We start from the raw sequence: 16,167 nt of genomic DNA on the forward strand, positions 1-16,167 counted from the left end.
TCAGTGGTCCTGGCGGGTCATGTAGCGGTCGAAGTTCTCGATGTAGTCGGTCAGGTTCTCTTCCATCATCAAGCGGAATTCCTCGACGAAATAATCCACCGCCTGCTGCTTGGCCGCCGCCAGTTCCTCGGCATTGCGGCACCCGCAGGCGCTGACCCAGGCACTGAAACGCGAGTTGGCGTACATCAGTGAAGCGCTGGTCTTGCCACGGCTGCTGTCGGCGATCTGGGTGTTGGCCAGTTCGATAATGGCGTCCGCGCGGTTGTAGAAATCCTGATCCGTTTCGTTAGCCGTCTGGTTGGCCGCTTCGTCAGTCATAGGGGCGTTCCTCATCAATGGGCGGAAAAAAGCGCGCCAGTATAAAGAGGTTTAGCGCCCGAGGCCGAGGGCTTTCTCGGACGCTGCGCAGGTGCCCGCTGACAACTGGCGCAGGCTGGCGGCCAGCAGCCGCTCACTGTGGCCCTGGGACAGCACCGGGCTGTTATCCGCCGCCTGCTGCGCCTGCGCAAGATAGGCCTCGGCCTGTTGCGGGCGCCCCTCAAGCAGCGCGCGCAAGGCCTGGCAACGTGGGCGCAGCCAGGGCGCGTACCAATCGGCATCGGCGCTCAGGCCGCTGTCATTCAAGGGTGTCGCATCCTGCTGCTCGCTGGCTTGGCAAAAGGCCAACTCGGCGCGCAATAACTCGATCAAGGCGCTCATGCCGTGCAATTGCCCGGCCCGGGCCTTGAGCAACCCGTCCAGCTCCTGGCTCATCTGCGCCGCCCCTGGCCAGTCGCCGCGATCCTGCGCGGCATTTAGCCGGTAGCTGAAGGCCATCAAAGGTTCGGGCATGGCGCCCTGGTCCAGCAACTGAAGATCGGCCACCGGCAGTTGCCCGCTGGGCACCCCGGCTACCGTCAAGGCGGTGAGGCGCGCCTGGGCCAATGCCGCACTCTGGTCATCGCGATGCCGATACCAGGCGATCAGGAGCATGCCGTCGCTGGGCATCACGTGCCACGACGGCAGCAGATTCGCCAGGCCCATGCTGAGGTTGATGGCGGCGAACGCGAGGCACATCGCCCCAACCACCGAGGATGCGTACAAGCCCAACCCCAGGGCCAGCAGCCCGACCACCAGATTCGATAGCGGCCCCATCACGGCCACCAGCATCCACTGCGAGCGCCAGGGACGCTGCGGATTGGTCGCCGGAATGACATAGCCGCCCAGGCGATTGCGCTTGAGCTGAGGTGACCAGCGCACCCGCCAGCCACGCCGCTGCACCTGTATCTCCAGCGCCGCGATACGCACCAGCAACACCGGCATTCCCGCCAGCCGGGCCCCCAGGTAATGCCCGCCCTCATGCACCACCAGACCGATGATCCCCAGCACAGTGGCCAGGGCCATGGCCAGGAACGGCTGCAGCCCGGACTTTATGCCGAAGCCCAGGATCAGCGCGGCGATAAACCAGCCACTGATCGATATCAGGCGCTGCAGGAGATTGAGCACTCTGTTCAGGGCCTTGAGCCCCTTGCTGCCTTGCATCGCGCGCGTCCTTGAGTGTGAAGCCAATGGTCATCCAGGCGCGCAGCCTGCCAGTTTCCGCCCTGGCGATTCAAGCGCCGATTGCCGCGGCCGCCTGCGACGCAGGCGGTGCAATCAGGCGCTGGGCTGGCACTCCACCAGCAACAGGTTTTCGGCCTGCTGCCGGCATTCGATGCGCACCGGCAAAAAGCGCTCGATCACGGCCAGGTTGCTGCGCAGATGATCGCTCATGCGCGGCGTGGTAAAGCTGCCACCCCCGGCCAGGGCCATCGGCAGCAGCAACTGGTCGGCCAGGTGTTCGGCCACGGCCGCTTCGCTGTGCAGCCATTCGCGAGCCTGGTCGACGACCCGGTCCGCCACGGTCTCGGCGCGCACGCTGGTCTGGCCAAAAGCACTGAAGACCTCAGTCAGGTGCTCAAAGGCGAACTCCAGCAACAGCACATTGCCGGGGCCGTGCTCCTGGTCGATCTGGCTCACCTGCAACTGCTCGGCAGCGAACCCCAGGCGCTTGGCGACCCGATCCAGCTCGCGCTCGGCCACGCGCCACGGCACGCCGGCAATCAAGGCCGTGGCCCGTTGCTCAAGCAGCTTTCCACGCTGGGGCAGGTGCAAAGGCTGCAACGACGAAGGCTGGACGAACAGGGTCAGTTCGCCACCGCCCGCGGGCACAAAACCGTGCCGCAGCAGTTGCAGCTCGACCTGCGCGCCCATGCGCCGCAGCAGCGGCAGCCAGGCCCGCTCCAGGGTATCGCTGGGAGGCGCCATCGGGTTGTGGGTGCCGCCGCTGATGGTCACCCGGCTGGGTTGCGACGCATGGAGCAAGGCCGGCAGCAAGGTCTGCAACACCAGGGTGCAGCTGCCGGCGCTGCCGATGGCGAAGCGGTAGTCGCCACCGCGAATCGCCCCGGGTTCGAACGTCAACTGCTGCGAACCCAGCTCGGCCCCTTCGACCCGGGCCTGGCACACCTCGGCCGCCGCCAGCACCGAGGTCAGGTGCTGACGCAACAGCCCCGGCTTGCTGCGCCTGGCGCGAATATTCTTAATCCGCAGCCCACGACCGGTCACCATCGACAAGCTCAAGGCGCTGCGCAATACCTGCCCGCCGCCGATGGCGCCGTCTATTTCAATCACATCCTGTTTCATCACCATTCCTCAGGCGTAGTGGCCAACCATCTGTCTCAGGTAGGCATCCAGCACGCTGTTGTCTTCTTGGGTGCGGGGCAGCTTGGGCACCGCACGCGCCAATTCCGTTTCGATAAACCGATGCAGGACTGGGCGTCGTGGGCCATAGGTGGCCTCATCGGCGTTGCGCTTGAGCACCAGCAGCTCGGCCACTTCCGCCAGCAGCGCCAGATCGTCGACGGTGCCCAGCAGGTCGTCGAAGGTCATCGGCGGCCGGCCACGGCCCTGGTCGATCCAGCGCACGGCGAGCAACGGCCGCAGCACGTAGAAGTACTTTTTCAGGCGCACGCTGTCGCCTTGCAGGTAGCCGCGAAAATTCTTCCTGGCCATCGACAGGTAGTGGCTGCGGGCCGCCGGCGGGCTGTAGAAGGCTTCGGCCAACTCCCGCAGGCGCAGGGTGGCGACGCTTTCGCTGCGGTACACCAGGGGCGAGTCAAGCCATTCGAGCAGGGTCGGGTTGGACTTGCGCAACAGCCCGAGGGTCTTGCGCAGCTCCCAGCCGCTGACGTCCAGTTCGTCGTCCAGGGGGCGTTCGATCACGTCCCGCGGGGTGTCGACCTGGATAAACCACTCGGGCTTTTCCACGTACACAAAACGCACGTCATAGTCGCTGTCGGTGGAGGCAAAACCCCAGGCGCGGCTGCCCGATTCACAGGCGTACAGCACCTTGACGTTGCGCTCGCGCTCGATGCGTTCCAGCTCTTGTAGCACCCGCTCGCGCATCGCGGCGTCGAGGGGGTGGCGCTGTTCGAAATCCATGTTGCTCTTCCTTTAATCAGTCGCACTGGCGACCAGGGCACTGAGGGTCCGGCGCCGAGGGTTCCACACCGTCATGCACCAGATCCCCCACCACTCCAGGCCGCTGGCGAAATAGTCGCTCCAGGGCGGGTTGTCGTCGCCGTCCTGCCAGTCGAGGACAAAGCCGTCGACCCAATTGATCACCTGCACCCCCTCTGCGGCTTCCAGGCCCAGCAGGTTGCACCACTCGTGAAACAGTGCCCGGGCCTCCTCTTCCCCACCCTTGAATCGGGTGCCATAGGGCGGCCGGCGAAAGCCGTGGTAGAGCTCCAGCGGTTCCTGGGGCGCCTCCTCGACCCGCAACAAACGCTGCACCTGCTCCGCCGCCAGGGGCGTGGCCTGGGCCCGATGCTGTTCCCAGGTCATGCTGGGCGGCGGACGATGAGCGTATTCCGGGTTCTGGATCAAGGCCCGGTGCCACTCCAACTGGCCGTGCATCAGGTGCTCATGCAACTGCTGCAAGGCCTGGCGATGCAGGGCCTCGTCCACCCGGGTTTCGGCCTCGGGCGCCAGCAGCACGAACTCGAAGACGCAACCGGCCGCGTCCATGCGATTTCGCAGCGAGGCGCAATGGGCCTGCTCGATGCCCTGCAGCAGGGTTGTCTGTCTGATCACGCTCAATCCTTTTCTAACGCAGGCGGCTGACCGTGCCGGGGCTCAGTTCAGCGGCCTCTTCCATTGTCTGCAGTTGTTGCAGCAACGCCTCGCGCAACGCCTTGGGCGTATGCGCGTCGGCCAGGGTGACACGGCCCCGGCACCAGCCCTGGACACAGGTCAACCAATAGGCCTGATCCGCACCGGCCCGGGCATGACGCTGCAGCAGGTACTGCAACTGATAACCCCGGGGCCACAGCGTCATCAGGGCCGCCCGGCGTTGTGCCGGCAACCCTTGCCAGCCCGCATCCAGGCGCTGGCGCAGCGGCTCGTCGAGGTCCCGCCAGGGTTGTTCGCGCAACAGCTCCACCGCCCGCGTGAAGACCTTGTCCGACTCATCGTCCAAGGCTGCCAGCTGCTGCTCCAGGCCGCGCTCGCCCAGGGCCTCCAGCGCTTGCAGACGCACCGACGCCAAGGGCGATTGCAGGGCCAGGCACAGCAGCGGCTCGGCCGCCGGCTCATTCAGCTCCCGGGCCAGGCCCGCCAGCCCCAGCCATTCACGGCGCGAAGCCGGCGCCGGCAGGGCCAGCCGTACCAGCAACACTTGGCGCGCCTCCACCTGCCATTGCGGCGCCGCCCAGCGGGCCAGGCACCGCATGGCTGCCGAATCATCCAGCAGGGCTCGTTGCAGGTACGCCTGCGGCGCCTGCACCAAACCGAGCAACCGGCGCAGGGCCTTGACCCGGACACTGGCGCCCCGGGTGTGCAGGGCGAACTCCAGCAACGGCACGGCCTGCTCCAGGGTCAATGCCGCGCAGGCTTCCACCGCCAATTGCCGCACCATCATGTCGCGGTGGACCAGGGCCCGACGGATCAGCACCTCAGGTTGCGCCGTGGCCTCGTGCAGCAAGCCGAACAAAAAGCGCGCCGGCTTGCCTTGCAGGCTGACGAACGCCGCTTCGACCTCGGCCCGCACCTCGGGCGCCTGAAGCACTGCACGCGCCGCCGTCAGGGTCGCCAGGTGATCCACCCGCTGCTTGTCGCCCAGGGCGATCAACGGCCCCAGCGCCTGCAACAGCAGGCCGACGTACTCCCGGCGCAGGTAGGGCTCGACCGCCGCTGCGGCCAGTTGCCGAACCTGCGGCACCCAGTCATTGAGGCGCAGCAGCAACGCCGCCAGAGCCTGGGCCGAGGGCCGCTGGCCCAGGGCCCGGACCGCCACTTCCCGCACATACCCCCAACGGAACTGACTCAGGGCACTCCAGCCCTGGTGATCGTCCGGGCCTTGCAGCGCGGCGATCAGTTCGTCGAGCTGATCGGCTTCATAGGGCCGCTGCTGCCATGACTGGCTGCGCAGCTGCTTGAGTTGGGTGATGCAATCCATGTTCTTATCCCTTGACGCACACCACCTGACGCAAGGTGTGCAGCACTTCCACCAGCTCGCGCTGGGCGTGCATGACTTGATCGATGTCCTTGTAGGCCATCGGTATTTCATCAATTACATCGGCGTCCTTGCGGCACTCCACATGGGCCGTGGCGCGGATCTGGTCCTCGAGGGTGAAAGTGTTCTTGGCCCGGGTCCGGCTCATGGTGCGACCGGCACCGTGGCTGCACGAGCAAAAGGCGTCCTCGTTACCCAGGCCACGCACAATGAAACTCTTGGCCCCCATGGACCCTGGAATGATCCCCAGTTCGCCCTTCTTCGCCGACACCGCGCCCTTGCGGGTCACCAGCACCTCTTCACCAAAGTGCCGCTCTTTCTGCACGTAGTTGTGGTGGCAGTTGACCGCCTCCAGCGCCACCTCGAACGGCTTGCTGATCACCTGGCGCGTCGCCTTGATCACCGCCAGCATCATCAGCTCGCGGTTTTGCCGGGCGAAATCCTGAGCCCAACCCACGGCCTCGACATAGTCGTCGAAGTGCTGGCTGCCTTCCTCGAAGTACGCCAGGTCACGGTCCGGCAAGTTGGCGATATGTTGGCGCATATCGGCCTGGGCCAGGTGGATAAACAGGTTACCGATGGCATTCCCGACCCCACGGGAACCGCTGTGCAGCATAAACCAGACCCGGTTCGCCTCATCCAGGCACACCTCGATGAAGTGGTTACCACCCCCCAGGGTTCCCAGGTGCTTGCGGTTGTTGCTGTTGGCCAGCGCCGGGTACTTGTCGGTGATGGCCTTGAACCGTGGATCCAGCGCCGCCCAGGCCTGGTCGGCCTGCTGCGGAATCTCCCCCCAGGCGCCTTTATCGCGGCCGCTGCGGGGCGAGGTCCGGCCATGGGGCACGGCCTGCTCGATGGCGCTACGCAGACCCAGCAGGTTATCCGGCAGGTCGGCGGCGGTCAGCGAGGTGCGCGCGGCAATCATTCCGCAACCGATATCGACCCCGACCGCCGCCGGGATGATCGCGCCCTGGGTCGGGATCACGCTACCAATGGTCGACCCCTTACCCAGGTGCACATCGGGCATCACCGCCAGGTGCTTGAAGATGAACGGCATCTGCGCGGTGTTCATCAATTGCTGCTTGGCTTCGCTTTCCACAGGCACGCCCTGGGTCCACATCTTGATCGGCTTACCGTTGGCCACTTCCAGCAATTGATAGGTTTTGTGTTCCATGTTCTCGACTCTTTTCCGTGGGCCGGCGATCCGGCACAAATTTTTCAGACGCTTCGTTCAATCAGTCAGGCAAACCACTGCAAGCCGAAGCCCGCATAAACGGCGACAAGGGTCAGGTGAAACATTGCAGCACGCTCTACCGTTGAGCTAGCGCCGTGAGGCGCACGGGAGTCGAACCCGTTACCACGCTGTTCTGTAGTTCCACCGGCATTCGCCGGGTCAATCGATAAAACCTGCAAGCCTGGGCCTGCTGGCAGCGACAAGGGGACAGGCACATTTGCTCTACCGACTGAGCTACCCGTTGCCGGGGCGGGGCTCGAACCCGCGACACAATGGAGTACCTGTGGCATTCGCTGCCTCCCGCCGAGGCGGGTCAAAAGGTGCGACGACAAGGGTGTGTGGAAACAGTGGTTGGTGTTCTGCCCCTTGAACTACGGCGGTCTTTCAACCACCGGCGGGAGTCGAACCCGCATCACGAACCTGGGATGTAGTTCCACAAGCATTCGTCGCATAAAACCGCAAATAGGTGGCACGACAAAAGGTGTGACTGATTAGCCGGAATCGAACCGGCGTATCCATGATGTACAGCCACGGGCATTCGTGCCTTCAGTGCGTGTGACAAGGGTTTGGCGAGACGCCGTCAATGTAGTCCCGCCGGCATTCACACACGCCGAAAATCAATTTCTGTTGCGCCCGCCGGGTCAGCGGCGGACGACTGTTGTTGCCACGATCAGAGCTGCATCGCTTCGATCGCTTCGACCCAGTGCCGCGCACCGTAGTGGCCGGCGGTGAACTGGGCGATCACATCGAACACCGCATCACTGAAGCCGCCGACGTTGAGGATATCCTCGCGGTCCGCTGCCTGGGTGGTGGCGCCGGGTTGCATATCGATGCACACCAGCCGCGCTTGCGGGTTGATCTTCTTGATCCGCGCCCATTGCTGCATCGTCGCGCTGGCACCACGGCGCCGGGCGTCAATCCATGACTCGTTGTCCGAGACCAGGATCAGGGTATCGACCTTGGCCTTGGTATCGGCCAGCCTGGCCAGGGGCGCCGAGCAGTTGGTCCCGCCACCGCCGATGGCCGCCAGTTTCTGTGCATTGCTCATCACGCTGTCGCGAGGGTTGAGCGAGATATCCACCACCTGCACTTCAAACGGCATCACCCGCGCCGTCGGTTGCTTGCGCAGCACCGCTGCCGCCACCAGCGCCGCAACATCGATGCAACGCACCGCCGTGCTGGCTCCCGGACGATAACCGGTGACCGGGCTGTGCATCGAACCCGAGACATCCGGGCACACCACCACTGCACCTTGCAGCGCCGGCACGTTGGCCAGCGACAGCTCGAGGGCATCCTGCAACGCCTCGCGCACCACCAGCGGCACATCGTCGCCGGCCATGCGGTAGGCCGCCAGCAACTGGTACGGGTAGACCCGGGCCTTGGCCACCGCCTCGGCATCCGCCAGGCGCGCCGCCACATACTCGGCGCAACCGGCCACCTGGAACGCACCGTTGCGCGCCAGGGTGTTGAGGTTCATGCGCAGCGCCTGCCAGCCCATGTTCCGCGCCTGGGCCACCCATTGTTCCGGGCTCAGGGTCTGGTTGCTCAGCAACTGAAACGGCACCTGCGGTATCTGTGTGCTGGCCCCGCTGCGAAACATCAGCAGCGAACGGGTCAGCTCCGGCAGCGCCGCAATATCCACCGGCTTGCCGATCAGCCAGGCGAAAAACGCTGCACGCCAGGCTTCCTTGGGTTTGGGGTGAACCATCTTCACCACATCCGCCAGCGACGGCTGGTTGCCCACCGAGGCTTGCAACAGCTGGTATTCGCTGGCGCTGTTCAACCAGCTCTGCACCAGCCGCTTGGGTTGCGAGCCCAGGGATTTGCGCCCGGTGGCCCCGCTGCGCAGGATCTGCACGAAGTTGCGCAGCATCTTGCCGTTGTCCACCACCTGCTCGAACAGCTCCGGCACCAGGGCCGAACGTTGTGCGGTCAGGGCCGAGAGCATCAGCGCCGGCATGTCCTTCATGTGCCCTTTGCGCCGGGCATACAGCGCGGCCTTGGCCACATAGCGGCTGTCGAGTTCGGCCACCAGTTGCAGCACGTCGGCCAGTTGGCTTTCAGCCGAGGCGTAAAAGGTCTGGTTCAGGCAACCGGTCACTGCCAGTTGCGCCAGCTTGTGCTTGGCACTGTAGGCGTAGGCCGGGGCCTGGGCCGCGTTCAAGGTGTCGCAGGCTGGCAGGGTTGCCGGTTGGCTGTTGAACAGCTTGAAGTTGGCCATCTTGGCGTCTCGCTCTGTTGTCTCGTTCGTTGCTAGAGATGTTGCAGAGCACGTGCCAGGTTTGTTTTCTTGGCTGAAATTATTTTTAACTTATTGATTTATATAGTTTTATTTTTAAAAAAGAATTTAAACAGTGTTTTAGGCAAGCGTAATACCCTGGATTTATTTATCCTTTCATATCGCCTTTTATCCAAGGATATAAACATGCCCGCCAAGCGCACGGTCGCCATCGGCTTTATCGGCTCCAACCTCGACCGCGTCGGCAAGGGCGCCAATCGCTGGAGCCATTGGCGGCCCAGCGTCGGCCTGTGCCAGCAGGACGACCTGCTGCTGGATCGCCTGGACCTGATCCACGGCACCGAAGCCCGCGACCTCGGCCTGGCCGAACGGGTGCGCGAGGATATCCGCCAGGTCTCGCCGCTGACCGAGGTGCGCCTGCACCCCATGGAGCTGCGCAACCCCTGGGACTTCGAAGAGGTCTACGGCGCGTTGCACGACTTCACCACCGCCTACCCGTTCGACACCGAGCACGAGGACTACCTGGTGCACATCACCACCGGGACCCACGTGGCGCAGATCTGCTGGTTCCTGCTGACCGAGGCCCGCTACCTGCCGGCGCGGCTGATCCAGACCTCCCCGTCCCGCCGGCGCAACCTCGACGAGCAGGCCACCGGCACCTACGCGCTGATAGATCTGGACCTGTCGCGCTACGACCGCATCGCCTCGCGTTTTGCCCACAAGCGCCTGGAGGGCCTGGCGTTTCTCAAGTCCGGGATCGCCACGCGCAACAGCGCGTTCAACCGCTCCATCGAGCAGATCGAACGGGTCGCGGTGCGCTCCAAGGCGCCGATGCTGCTGATTGGCCCGACCGGCGCCGGCAAGTCGTTCCTGGCGCGCCGCATCTACGAACTCAAGCGCAGCCGGCATCAGGTCGAGGGGCGCTTTGTCGAGGTCAACTGCGCCACCCTGCGCGGCGACGGCGCCATGTCGACCTTGTTCGGGCATATCAAGGGCGCCTTTACCGGGGCGCAGAATGCCCGCGACGGCCTGTTGCGGGCGGCGGATGGCGGCATGCTGTTCCTGGATGAAATCGGCGAACTGGGGGCCGACGAGCAGGCGATGCTGCTCAAGGCCATCGAGGAAAAACGCTTCTTCCCCATGGGCGCGGACCAGGAGGTAGCGAGTGACTTCCTGGTGATCGCTGGCACCCACCGCGACTTGCGCGGGCGGGTGGCCGAGGGCCTGTTCCGCGAAGACCTGTATGCGCGGATCAACCTCTGGACCTTCGACCTGCCAGGGCTGGCCGGACGCCGTGAAGACATCGAGCCGAACATCGATTTCGAGCTGGAGCGCCATGCCCGCGAACAAGGGCGCCTGGTGCGCTTCAACCTCGAAGCGCGGCGCCGCTACCTGGCCTTTGCCAGCTCCGGGGAGGCGGCCTGGCTGGGCAACTTTCGCGAGCTGTCGGCGTCGATCACGCGCATGGCAACCCTGGCCGACAGCGGCCGCATCGACGAAGCCCAGGTCGCGGAGGAAATCCAGCGCCTGCGCTATGCCTGGGGCCTGACCCAGGAACACGACGACCTGGAGCCGCTGCTGGCGGACGAGCTGCAACTGGACCTGTTCGACCGCCTGCAACTCAAGGCCGTGATCGGCGTCTGCCGCCAGGCCGGCAGCCTCTCTGCCGCCGGCCGCCAGCTGTTCGGCGTCTCCCGCCAAGCCAAAGCCACCCCCAACGACGCCGACCGCCTGCGCAAATACCTGGCCCGCTTCGACATCGACTGGAAAAAAATCAGCGAAACCCAGCCCTGAACCCGTAGCCGAGCCTATCGGCAGCCGCTACAGAGGTACGGCGAACACCGCGTTGGCGCGGGCGACGGGGCGATCGCCGACGTGCAGGCTGACGGTGGCGAACGCCATTTGCCGACCGCGTTTGGAGTGTTCCAGGCGCACGTCGATCCACTCCCCGACCCGCACCGCGCCAAGGTAGTCGAGGGTCATGCTGGCGGTGATCAGCGGCAACGGCGGATCGCTGGAGAACGCCATGGCGTAGCCCATGCCGATGTCCGCCAGGGTGGCGATGATGCCGCCGTGCACCGTGCCGCGACCATTGGCGTGGCGTTGATCGGCGCGCAGGCCGATCTCCAGTTGCAGGCCACTGCCTCGGCTATAGACCGGGCCGATCAGCTCCAGTAACGGGCTGCTGCGCGACAGCGGGCTGTAACCGTGGGGAATGTCCGGGGCGTCCATGGGCTGAATCCTTTAAAAAGAGGTGCCTGATATGTAGTGCACCCAGGCTCCGCTGCCCAGCTGTATCAGGACGGCAAATCAAACCCGATAAGCCAGACGAAAGCCCTTCCCAACCTATCGATCAGCGGTAAGATGCGCGCCAGAAAAAACGCCACGACCCACGATCTCAAGGAACGACCATGCACCACCCGGATGGCAAATCCACCACCCTGCGCCGCCTCGCCCTCGTCCTGCTGAGCAGCCTGACCCTGAGCGCCTGCTCCGGCGGTGGCGACTCCTCGTCAGCCGAACTCGCCGGCGCCCGAGGCAAGGCTGGCGCCCTGCTCGCCTACGAACACCAACTGACCCTGTCGCTGCCCGCCGACCTGGTGTCCGCGCGCCTCACCGCCACCCGTGAAGCCTGCGAAAACGCCCAGTTCGGCGCCTGCAACGTGCTGCGCATCGAAAACGGCAAGTATCGCTCCCAAGTGATTGTGCGCATCGTCCCCGACGGTGTGGAGCCCCTCGTCAAGCTCGCCTCCCAGGGCGCGCAACTGGCCGAACGAGTGACCACCGCCGAAGACCTGGCCGACGCCGTCGCCGACGTCCAACGCCAGCAGGAACGCCTCAAGGCACAACAAAAACGCCTCGACGAACTGGCCGCGCGCCGCGATATCACCGTCAGCGACCTGATTGCCCTGAGCAAGGAACAGGCCGCTATCGAAAACGACCTGCAAGCCCTGGCCCAGGCCGCCGCCGGACAGCAACGACGCCTGGACACCAACCGCCTGACCCTGAACTTCGAACCCACCGACAGCAGCGAAGGCATGTCCAACCTGCGCCAGGCCTTCAGCAACATCCTCGGCAACCTGGCAGACGGCACCGCCAGCGCAGTGGAAAAAATCAGCCACGCACTGCCCTTCGTAATCCTGGCCTTCCCCCTGGCGCTGATCTGGGTCTGGCTGTGGCGCAAGTTTGTGCGTCGACGTAGCTGAGAGTGAGGTGCGAGCCTGTGGCAGCGGCTACAGAGCGGAGATCGCCTGTAGCCGCTGCCGAGGCACGAGGCTGCGCTGGTCAGTAAAAGGACGGGGCGCGCAGGTATCGATCCAGGCCGGCCGGAAGGCCGCCGTCTTGCTCTTGATGTTGATCTGCAGCGCCCCGTTAACCACGATGGCCGAGCGCAGGCAGTGAGCCGTGGGCAACCCGGCAGGACGCCGGGTTAGCCGCGCTGGGCCAGGGATGGCCCATCGCGGCGGCCCACGGATCAATGCCGGAGTGAGGGCATGCCGAGCCTAAGCGAGGCACCGAGTGGTGGGGCAAGAGCGTTTTGCTTACTTTTGACTGGGCCGGCATTCCGGCTGTTCAAAAGTGAGCCGCTGTAAGAGCGGAACCATAAGTAGCCGTGACCGCAGCAATGGATATGCCCCCCCATAAACCCGAGGTGCCAGGTCTTGGGGCCGCTGCGCGACCCAGCGGGAGCAAGCTCCCTCGCCACAGCAAGCTCCTTCACCACAGCCAGCGCCCTCACCACAGCCAGCTCCCTCACCTCAAAAAACGCCCTTGCCAGAGCAACGAATCAGCTCCCGCACCAAATCCCCCTGCACCACCAGCCAAAAAGCTCACCCCTGCAACGCCAAAGCCAACCGCTCCAACCCAATCCCAAACCCTGCCCCCTCCCGATAAGCCCCCGCCCCCACCACCTGCTGCTGCGCCCCCAACCGCGGACATCGCACCTCAAACCCCTCCCCACCCAGGTAATAGGTCAACCCCCGCTTGACCCCCAACTCAAGCTGATACTCCAGACCCAACCCATCAAGAAACCCCACACACAACTCCCGGCTGCGCTGCAACGCACGCTGCGGATCCGGCCCCAGAATCTCCAGCCCCAACTGGGTGAACTCGCGATAACGACCCGCCTGCGGCCGCTCATAGCGATAACAACGCGCCACATAGAAAAACGCCGCCTCTTCACGCCCCGCCAGCAAGGTACCAGCGGTTTCCTGGAACAGCGCCGTGGCTTCCGGAATCAGGCAGCACGGCCGCCCGGCCTTGTCGTTGAAGGCCCACATCTGGCCGATCACTTCGCTGCCACCGGCTTTCTCGATAAAGGTGTCCTGGCCCCAGAGCGCCGGAACTATGACTTCTTCAGCACCCGCTTCGATGAAGCCAGCTCCGGAAGCGTCCTTCCAGGGTGCGCAGGGCGGCGGCTTGTTGGCCGGTGATCATTCGGGTTCCACGGAGCATCGTCATTGGTTTTTCCTCGTTCTGGCTGTTTGCCAGGCAATAAAAAAGGCGCCTTGTGGGCGCCTTGGTTTTTTCATCGTTGGTCAGTGAGTCGTTGCAGCCACTGACGGTTCGATGCGCATAAGCGACCACGGCCCCCGGGAATGAGGTCCGTGATGATGGATGCGGGAATTCAGGTCAGAAAAAATCATCGCGCATCCTTGCACGGCGCACGGGGTACTGACAAGCGCTTCTCAACCCCGCTTCAGGCAGCGCTGATAGCGTTCATAGACCCGCTTGGCGAACCAGGCGGTGGTCAGTTTGCGGGTGATTTTCGGGCTCTTGAGCTCGATCCCCGGCAGCAGTTGGCGCGGCACTGGCTTGCCGGCGGCCTGGTCGGCCAGGGCAAATACGCGCTGGTAGAGCCGGGTCTTTTCAAAGTCCAGGCTGTCGCCCTGCTCCAGCTGATCGCGAATGCTCGGGTTGCGCATGTCCAGCTGTTTACCCAGGGCGCGCACCGCCAGTTCGGTGGTGCCGGGCATGATCGAGTCATAGCGGATCAGGTCGCCGTCCAGGGCCAGGGCAATGCCCGACGCCCGGCTCACGGCATTCTGGAAGGCGGCGTTGCGGCTGGCGTACCAGCCGGCGTTGAAGTCGGCAAAGCGGTACAGCGGCTGCGGGTAGTTGGCCGGGTACCCCAGCAGGTGGGCAATGCCGAAGTACATCCCGCCACGCCGGCTGAAGACCTCCTGGCGAATCGAACCGTCGACCGAATAGGGGTAGTCCCGCGCCTGCTTCTCGGCAAAGGCGATGCTGACCTGCATCGGCCCGCCGGTGTGCACCGGGTTGAAGGTGCCAAACAGGGTCTTGCCCATGGGCACCATGCCGATGAAGTCGTCGAAGATCGCGCTCAACTGCTTCTCGGTGCGAGCACTGGCCAGGCGCTCGCTGTAGCTCTTGCCAGTGGGTGAGCGCACTTGCAGCGCGGCACTCACCAGCAGCGCCGGCACATGCACGGTGGCCGCCCGGCGGTCGATTTCCTGGCGGGCGATCTTGCCCAGCCCCGGCACCGCCGGGTCGACCTGGAAGGTGGACTCCTGCTCGGTGACCGCCAGCACCGCACACAGGTTCTGCGTGCTGGGCTCAATGCCCTGGGCGGTGAACGCCACCTGGATATCCCGGGCCCAGCCGGCACGGTCGGCGGTCTGTGCCGGCAGCAGGCGCCCGACCCGGGCCTGGACCTGGGCGGGAGACAAGGGCGCCACCTGGGGCGCGGTGCCCGAGCCGGCGCAACCGGCCAGGACCAGCAGCGCGCCGAGCAGCGCAAGGGGACGATAAACGTGCATAAGGCTCCTAACCAGGCAGTGCCCGAGAAACAGGCAGGCAAGGATATCGACTGCCCGCGCGCCCGGTGGTTCGCCAGCAGCGCCCGAAGGCGGCGCGCAACCTCGGTCGCCCTGGCCCATTTGCGATTATAGTGGCCCCCGCCCCTGCGACACTCGCCTCGCAGATTCCTCACTCCCGGCGGACCCCAGCCCCATGTTTACCCGCGAAGATTTCCAGCAACTGGCCCGGACCTCCCTGGCCAACCCCAGGTTCGTGGCGGGCTATCGTGGCCTGCATTACAGCACCTACCCGCAATACGCGTTCCAGGTGCCGGACAGCGAGCAGACCCTGCGCATCACCCGCGCGCCCAAGGCCGCTGCCGACAATGGCCTGGGGTTCTGGCTGGCCGCCGAGAGCGTGGATTTCACGCCCCAGCGCGAGCGCTATTTTGCGCCCTACCTGGCCGATGCCGCCTTTGAACCGTTGTCCGAACCGGCCCTGCTCAAGCAGATTGCCGACTGTTGCGCCGAACTGATCCAACCGCCGCCGCTGCCCCTGATCAGCGACCAAACCTTCCAGGGCGCGTTGCTGATGTATTCGCTGGACACCGACCTGCTGGTGTCGCTGTTTGCCGAATACAGCCACGAGTACCTGCATTTTTATTGGACCAGCACCGCGTAAAACCCCGTGGCGGACTATTGTGTGTAGGTCGCGCACTGTGTAGGTTTTGCCCACCCCGCTCGACCTTTCCGACATGGAGTAGTGTGCAATGTTGACCCTGGATTTTTTCATCACCTCGCTGATTGTGGTGCTGATCCCCGGCAGTGGCGTGATCCTGACCATCTCCACCGCCCTGGTGGCCGGCAAGCGCGCCAGCCTGTACACCGCACTGGGCTGTACCGCCGGGATCGTCCCGCATCTGCTGGCCTCGGTGCTCGGCCTCTCGGCCATCCTGCACACCAGCGCCCTGGCCTTTCAGGGCCTGAAGTTCGCCGGCGTCGCCTACCTGCTGTACCTGGCTTATGCCACCTGGCGTGATCGCTCGGCCTTTGCCGTCGACAGCTCGCTGCCCGCCAGCAGCGCCGGCGGCCTGATCCTCAAGGCCTGCCTGCTGAATATTCTCAACCCCAAGCTGACGATTTTCTTCCTGGCCTTCCTGCCGCAGTTCATCAGCCACGATGGCGCCGCACCGGCCATGCAGATGCTGACCTTGAGCGGTGTGTTCATGGCCATGACCTTTGCCGTGTTCGTGCTCTACGGCGTGCTGGCCAACCTGTTCCGCACGGCGGTGATCGAGTCGCCCAAGGTGCAGAACTGGCTGCGCCGCAGCTTTGCCGCCAGCTTTGCCGGGCTGGGGCTGAACCTGGCGTTCAGCCAGCGCTGAAACCCGCGGCCCGG

At 64.7% G+C, this 16,167-nt stretch carries 15 protein-coding genes; 4 read left to right on the forward strand and 11 right to left on the reverse strand.

Translation table 11 applies throughout. The annotated features are described in order from the left end of the window. The 8 genes from AC19YX_RS04925 to AC19YX_RS04960 all read right to left on the reverse strand — a co-directional run bounded on the left by AC19YX_RS04925 (position 1) and on the right by AC19YX_RS04960 (position 8,991). On the reverse strand, positions 1 to 318 hold the full coding sequence (locus AC19YX_RS04925; RefSeq protein ID WP_078472715.1) for a DUF3144 domain-containing protein: 318 nt from the start codon (positions 316 to 318) through the stop codon (positions 1 to 3). A gap of 51 nt (positions 319 to 369) precedes the next feature. Further along, positions 370 to 1,521 carry a M50 family metallopeptidase gene (locus AC19YX_RS04930; protein ID WP_500605792.1) on the reverse strand — a complete coding sequence of 384 codons (1,152 nt, stop codon included), beginning with the start codon at positions 1,519 to 1,521 and terminating at the stop codon, positions 370 to 372. Between the two features lie 114 nt (positions 1,522 to 1,635). Next, entirely contained in the window at positions 1,636 to 2,664 is a 1,029-nt protein-coding gene (gene rtcA / locus AC19YX_RS04935) for an RNA 3'-terminal phosphate cyclase (RefSeq protein WP_078472717.1), read from the reverse strand. Positions 2,665 to 2,673: 9 nt separating this feature from the next. After that, the gene (locus AC19YX_RS04940; RefSeq protein ID WP_500605793.1) at positions 2,674 to 3,462 is read right to left on the reverse strand and encodes a nucleotidyltransferase domain-containing protein; all 789 of its coding nucleotides are present in this window, start codon (positions 3,460 to 3,462) and stop codon (positions 2,674 to 2,676) included. A gap of 12 nt (positions 3,463 to 3,474) precedes the next feature. After that, a complete protein-coding gene (locus tag AC19YX_RS04945) occupies positions 3,475 to 4,116 on the reverse strand; it encodes a hypothetical protein (RefSeq protein WP_201130447.1) in 642 nt (213 codons plus the stop codon). A gap of 13 nt (positions 4,117 to 4,129) precedes the next feature. After that, on the reverse strand, positions 4,130 to 5,479 hold the full coding sequence (locus tag AC19YX_RS04950) for a PBS lyase (RefSeq protein ID WP_500605794.1): 1,350 nt from the start codon (positions 5,477 to 5,479) through the stop codon (positions 4,130 to 4,132). Positions 5,480 to 5,483: 4 nt separating this feature from the next. Then, the gene (locus AC19YX_RS04955; RefSeq protein WP_078472722.1) at positions 5,484 to 6,710 is read right to left on the reverse strand and encodes an RtcB family protein; all 1,227 of its coding nucleotides are present in this window, start codon (positions 6,708 to 6,710) and stop codon (positions 5,484 to 5,486) included. A gap of 730 nt (positions 6,711 to 7,440) precedes the next feature. Next, on the reverse strand, positions 7,441 to 8,991 hold the full coding sequence (locus AC19YX_RS04960) for an RNA-binding protein (protein ID WP_500605795.1): 1,551 nt from the start codon (positions 8,989 to 8,991) through the stop codon (positions 7,441 to 7,443). Positions 8,992 to 9,195: 204 nt separating this feature from the next. On the opposite strand from AC19YX_RS04960, the gene rtcR reads away from it, so the two are divergent. Further along, complete coding sequence (rtcR, locus tag AC19YX_RS04965) at positions 9,196 to 10,803, forward strand: RNA repair transcriptional activator RtcR (protein ID WP_500605796.1); 1,608 nt, start codon at positions 9,196 to 9,198, stop codon at positions 10,801 to 10,803. A 27-nt stretch (positions 10,804 to 10,830) separates the two neighbouring features. Here rtcR and AC19YX_RS04970 read toward each other — a convergent pair whose 3' ends face one another. Continuing rightward, the gene (locus tag AC19YX_RS04970) at positions 10,831 to 11,241 is read right to left on the reverse strand and encodes a PaaI family thioesterase (RefSeq protein ID WP_078472725.1); all 411 of its coding nucleotides are present in this window, start codon (positions 11,239 to 11,241) and stop codon (positions 10,831 to 10,833) included. A gap of 179 nt (positions 11,242 to 11,420) precedes the next feature. On the opposite strand from AC19YX_RS04970, the gene AC19YX_RS04975 reads away from it, so the two are divergent. Beyond that, complete coding sequence (locus tag AC19YX_RS04975) at positions 11,421 to 12,215, forward strand: DUF4349 domain-containing protein (RefSeq protein ID WP_421547257.1); 795 nt, start codon at positions 11,421 to 11,423, stop codon at positions 12,213 to 12,215. A gap of 624 nt (positions 12,216 to 12,839) precedes the next feature. On the opposite strand, the gene AC19YX_RS04980 is transcribed toward AC19YX_RS04975, so the two are convergent. Both AC19YX_RS04980 and AC19YX_RS04985 read right to left on the reverse strand, forming a co-directional pair. Then, the gene (locus AC19YX_RS04980; protein WP_201132151.1) at positions 12,840 to 13,382 is read right to left on the reverse strand and encodes an ATP phosphoribosyltransferase regulatory subunit; all 543 of its coding nucleotides are present in this window, start codon (positions 13,380 to 13,382) and stop codon (positions 12,840 to 12,842) included. 315 nt (positions 13,383 to 13,697) lie between these two features. Next, on the reverse strand, positions 13,698 to 14,789 hold the full coding sequence (locus AC19YX_RS04985; protein ID WP_500605797.1) for a DUF1615 domain-containing protein: 1,092 nt from the start codon (positions 14,787 to 14,789) through the stop codon (positions 13,698 to 13,700). A gap of 193 nt (positions 14,790 to 14,982) precedes the next feature. Between AC19YX_RS04985 and AC19YX_RS04990 the strand changes: the two genes are divergently transcribed. Both AC19YX_RS04990 and AC19YX_RS04995 read left to right on the forward strand, forming a co-directional pair. Then, positions 14,983 to 15,450 carry a hypothetical protein gene (locus AC19YX_RS04990; protein ID WP_500605798.1) on the forward strand — a complete coding sequence of 156 codons (468 nt, stop codon included), beginning with the start codon at positions 14,983 to 14,985 and terminating at the stop codon, positions 15,448 to 15,450. An 88-nt stretch (positions 15,451 to 15,538) separates the two neighbouring features. Beyond that, a complete protein-coding gene (locus tag AC19YX_RS04995; protein ID WP_020296883.1) occupies positions 15,539 to 16,153 on the forward strand; it encodes a LysE family translocator in 615 nt (204 codons plus the stop codon). Positions 16,154 to 16,167 lie beyond the last annotated feature (14 nt).

The sequence above is a fragment of the Pseudomonas sp. MF09150 genome (genome assembly GCF_059862355.1).

Coding starts and splice junctions, on each gene's coding strand:
- AC19YX_RS04930 (WP_500605792.1), bottom strand. CDS start 1,521: ATGCAAGGCAGCAAGGGGCTCAAGGCCCTGAACAGAGTGCTCAATCTC.
- AC19YX_RS04990 (WP_500605798.1), top strand. CDS start 14,983: ATGTTTACCCGCGAAGATTTCCAGCAACTGGCCCGGACCTCCCTGGCC.
- AC19YX_RS04960 (WP_500605795.1), bottom strand. CDS start 8,991: ATGGCCAACTTCAAGCTGTTCAACAGCCAACCGGCAACCCTGCCAGCC.
- AC19YX_RS04950 (WP_500605794.1), bottom strand. CDS start 5,479: ATGGATTGCATCACCCAACTCAAGCAGCTGCGCAGCCAGTCATGGCAG.
- AC19YX_RS04925 (WP_078472715.1), bottom strand. CDS start 318: ATGACTGACGAAGCGGCCAACCAGACGGCTAACGAAACGGATCAGGAT.
- AC19YX_RS04985 (WP_500605797.1), bottom strand. CDS start 14,789: ATGCACGTTTATCGTCCCCTTGCGCTGCTCGGCGCGCTGCTGGTCCTG.
- rtcR (WP_500605796.1), top strand. CDS start 9,196: ATGCCCGCCAAGCGCACGGTCGCCATCGGCTTTATCGGCTCCAACCTC.
- AC19YX_RS04970 (WP_078472725.1), bottom strand. CDS start 11,241: ATGGACGCCCCGGACATTCCCCACGGTTACAGCCCGCTGTCGCGCAGC.
- rtcA (WP_078472717.1), bottom strand. CDS start 2,664: ATGAAACAGGATGTGATTGAAATAGACGGCGCCATCGGCGGCGGGCAG.
- AC19YX_RS04975 (WP_421547257.1), top strand. CDS start 11,421: ATGCACCACCCGGATGGCAAATCCACCACCCTGCGCCGCCTCGCCCTC.
- AC19YX_RS04995 (WP_020296883.1), top strand. CDS start 15,539: ATGTTGACCCTGGATTTTTTCATCACCTCGCTGATTGTGGTGCTGATC.
- AC19YX_RS04940 (WP_500605793.1), bottom strand. CDS start 3,462: ATGGATTTCGAACAGCGCCACCCCCTCGACGCCGCGATGCGCGAGCGG.
- AC19YX_RS04955 (WP_078472722.1), bottom strand. CDS start 6,710: ATGGAACACAAAACCTATCAATTGCTGGAAGTGGCCAACGGTAAGCCG.